We start from the raw sequence: 3,536 nt of genomic DNA, 5'->3' as shown, positions 1-3,536 counted from the left end.
GTCGGGCGCCGCTGGCTGTCGCCGCCGGGGTCGCCGCCGGGTGTCGGCGGCGACACCGGCGGCGGGGCGGCGGGGCTGGTCAGGGGTGACGGATGACATCGGCTCTACTCTGGCATGCCGCACGGTCGGCGGCAGTCCGATACCGCCGTCGGACGACGGCGAGTTCGGTGATCCACCGGCTGACCCCACCCGATCCGGTTTAGCCTCGGCCCAGGACGCGACCTTTTTCGTCGCGGCACCGACCGCTCGGAGGAAGCCGTGAACGCTCCGTATCCGCCGCCCCCACCACCCCCGGCTGCCGGCCGGGACCGCACCACGCTCTGGGGAGTTCTGGGGATCGTCCTCGGCCTGATCTGCTGCGGCATCCTGGGCATCATCTTCGGCTACCTGTCGATCCGGGACGCCAGGCGGTTCGGTAACTCACCCGTGCTCGGCTACGTGGCCATCGCGCTCGGCGTGATCAACATCATCGGCAACGCGATCTGGCGGGCGACGGGTCACGGCATGTACTGGTACAACAGGTGAGGGGGCCGACCGGCACCGGTCGACCCCCTCGGCACGTCACGGTCCGGCTCAGCCGGCGGACATGATCTCCCGCATCAGCTTGGCGGTCTCGGTCGGGGTCTTGCCGACCTTGACGCCGACGGCCTCCAGCGCCTCCTTCTTCGCCTCGGCGGTGCCCGCCGAGCCGGAGATGATCGCGCCGGCGTGGCCCATGGTCTTGCCGGGCGGCGCGGTGAAGCCGGCGATGTAGCCGACCACCGGCTTGGTGACGTTGGCCTTGATGAACTCGGCGGCCCGCTCCTCGGCGTCGCCGCCGATCTCACCGATCATCACGATCGCGTCGGTGTCCGGGTCGGCCTCGAACGCGGCCAGGGCGTCGATGTGGGTGGTCCCGATGATCGGGTCACCGCCGATGCCGACGCAGGTGGAGAAGCCGATGTCGCGCAGCTCGTACATCATCTGGTAGGTCAGCGTGCCGCTCTTGCTGACCAGGCCGATCCGGCCGCTGCCGGTGATGTCGGCCGGGATGATGCCGGCGTTGGAGGCGCCCGGCGAGGCGATACCGGGGCAGTTCGGCCCGATGATCCGGGTCCGCTCACCCTTGGCCACGTTGTACGCCCAGAACGCGGCGGTGTCGTGCACCGGCACGCCCTCGGTGATCACTACGGCGAGGTCGATGCCGGCGTCGATCGCCTCGACGACCGCGGCCTTGGTGAACTGCGGCGGCACGAAGATGACCGTGACGTCAGCCCCGGTCTCCTTCATCGCGTCCGCGACGGAGGCGAAGACCGGCAGCTCGGTGCCGTCGAAGTCGACCGTCTGGCCCGCCTTGCGCGGGTTGACGCCGCCGACGACGTTGGTGCCGGCGGCGAGCATCCGCCGGGTGTGCTTGGAACCCTCGGAACCGGTCATCCCCTGCACGATGACCTTGGAGTCCTTGGTCAGCCAGATAGCCATGATCAGACCCCCGCAGCTGCCAGCTCGGCGGCCCGCTCGGCCGCGCCGTCCATGGTGTCGACCCGCTGGATCAGCGGGTTGTTCGCGCCGTCGAGGATCGCCCGACCGGCCTCGGCGTTGTTGCCGTCGAGGCGGACCACGAGCGGCTTGGTGACCTGCTCGCCCCGCTGCTCGAGCAGCTGCAGCGCCTGCACGATGCCGTTGGCGACCGCGTCGCAGGCGGTGATGCCGCCGAAGACGTTGACGAAGACGCTCTTCACCGAGGGGTCGGAGAGAACGATCTCGAGACCGTTCGCCATCACCGCGGCGCTCGCGCCACCGCCGATGTCGAGGAAGTTCGCCGGCTTGACGCCGCCGTGCCGCTCACCCGCGTACGCGACCACGTCGAGGGTCGACATGACCAGGCCCGCGCCGTTGCCGATGATGCCGACCTCGCCGTCGAGCTTGACGTAGTTGAGGTCCTTCTCCTTGGCGGCCTGCTCCAGCGGGTCCACCGAGGCCTGGTCGACCAGGGCCTCATGGTCCGGGTGCCGGAACGCGGCGTTCTCGTCCAGGGTGACCTTGGCGTCGAGCAGCAGCAGCTTGCCGTCGGCGTTCTTCGCCAGCGGGTTCACCTCGACCAGCGTGGCGTCCTCGGCGACGAACGCCTGCCACAGCTTGACCGCGATGTCGACGACCTGGTCGGCGACCTCGGCCGGGAAGTTGGCGGCGGTCACGATCTCGCGCGCCTTCGCCTCGTCCACGCCGGTGTTCGCGTCGATCGGGGCCTTGACCACCTTCTCCGGGGTCTCGGCGGCGACCTGCTCGATGTCCATGCCGCCCGCGACGCTGGCGATGCAGAGGAAGGTGCGGTTCGCCCGGTCGAGCAGGTACGAGAAGTAGTACTCCTCGGCCACGTCCGCGGTCACCGTGATCATGACCTTGTGGACCGTGTGACCCTTGATGTCCATGCCGAGGATGTCGGTGGCCCGGGCCACCGTCTCTTCCGCGCCCTCGGCGAGCTTGACGCCGCCGGCCTTGCCTCGGCCGCCGACCTTCACCTGCGCCTTGACGACCACCCGACCGCCGAGGCGTTCGGCGATCGCGCGGGCCTCCTCCGGGGTAGTGGCGACGCCGCCGGCGAGCACGGGCAACCCGTGCCGCTCGAACAGGTCCCGCCCCTGGTACTCGTACAGGTCCACGATTGCGCGTCCCGTCCCGTCTCCGCGGCGCGCCCTCGCGCCGCCACCAGCGTTGGAAAATCAGTTTGACGCCTGTCATCAGATGAGACAGGTCATTTGCCGCAGCCTAACGAGATGCGAACCAGGGGCAACCGAGCGGGTGCGGGGTGTGCGGTAATGCACAACGGCCGGCCCGCACGGTCAGCCGACCCGGCAGCGGCCGGCCGAGTGCCGGAGGACCGCGTCCATGATCTCCTTCTCGGAGCGGTCGGCGAAGTTGAGCGTGGCGGTGAAGCCGGTACCGAAGAACCCCCGCTGCATTCCGGCGTCGAGCGCGGTGAAGGCGCCCAGGTCGCGCTCGGCGCGCGGGTCCCGCGCCGCCACGCAGAGCATCTTCTCCAGGCCCCAGCGTCGCCGGTAGATCCGGTCGATCGCCTCCCACGGCAGCCAGATGGCCTGGCCCCGGGTCGGTCGGGTCTTGATCCACAGGCCGGTCGGCCCGACGGCGAGCGCCGGCCCGCCGGACGAGACCAGCCAGAGCTGCAGTCCCACGAACAGGGCGAAGACCACCATGATCAGCGGGATGGCGAGCAGGATCCCGGGGCCGTCCGACGACGCGGCCAGGCCCAGCGGGCAGGCCAGCAGCAGGCCGATCATCAAGGTCAGACCGCCGAGGGCCAGCCCCCGCTTACGCAGGCTGGGCCGGGCCACGAAGGGCTCGTCGTCCGGGATCCGCTTCGCCCGGCGCGCCGCGGGCGGCTGCCAGGGCGGCGGGAGCTGTCCCGGTCCGCCGGGCTGCGGCCCTCCGATCGGGTACGCCTGCTGCGGCGCCGACCACCCGCCACCCGCGCCGGACTGCGGCGCCGGCCAACCCCCACCCGGATACCCCTGCTGGGGCACCGGGTAGCCCTGACC

At 70.8% G+C, this 3,536-nt stretch carries 3 protein-coding genes and 1 pseudogene; 1 reads left to right on the top strand and 3 read right to left on the bottom strand.

The window, feature by feature from the left end:
* Nucleotides 1–258: 258 nt before the first annotated feature.
* Entirely contained in the window at nt 259–525 is a 267-nt protein-coding gene (locus DKL51_RS29985) for a hypothetical protein (protein WP_109948168.1), read from the top strand.
* Nucleotides 526–573: 48 nt separating this feature from the next.
* Here DKL51_RS29985 and sucD read toward each other — a convergent pair whose 3' ends face one another.
* The 3 genes and pseudogenes from sucD to DKL51_RS35355 all read right to left on the bottom strand — a co-directional run.
* Nucleotides 574–1,461 carry a succinate--CoA ligase subunit alpha gene (sucD, locus tag DKL51_RS29980; RefSeq protein WP_109948167.1) on the bottom strand — a complete coding sequence of 296 codons (888 nt, stop codon included), beginning with the start codon at nt 1,459–1,461 and terminating at the stop codon, nt 574–576.
* Nucleotides 1,462–1,463: 2 nt separating this feature from the next.
* Nucleotides 1,464–2,642, bottom strand: coding sequence for an ADP-forming succinate--CoA ligase subunit beta (sucC, locus tag DKL51_RS29975; RefSeq protein WP_109948166.1), 1,179 nt, complete (start codon nt 2,640–2,642; stop codon nt 1,464–1,466).
* Nucleotides 2,643–2,822: 180 nt separating this feature from the next.
* Nucleotides 2,823–3,536 (bottom strand): annotated as a pseudogene (locus DKL51_RS35355) (hypothetical protein); the annotation flags it as partial.

Source organism: Micromonospora globispora, from assembly GCF_003857015.1.
GTDB classification, from domain to species: domain Bacteria; phylum Actinomycetota; class Actinomycetes; order Mycobacteriales; family Micromonosporaceae; genus Micromonospora; species Micromonospora globispora.
Note: the sequence above shows the minus strand (reverse complement) of the source record. Positions and strands in the feature narration are given on the sequence as shown.

Coding starts and splice junctions, on each gene's coding strand:
- sucD (WP_109948167.1), bottom strand. CDS start 1,461: ATGGCTATCTGGCTGACCAAGGACTCCAAGGTCATCGTGCAGGGGATG.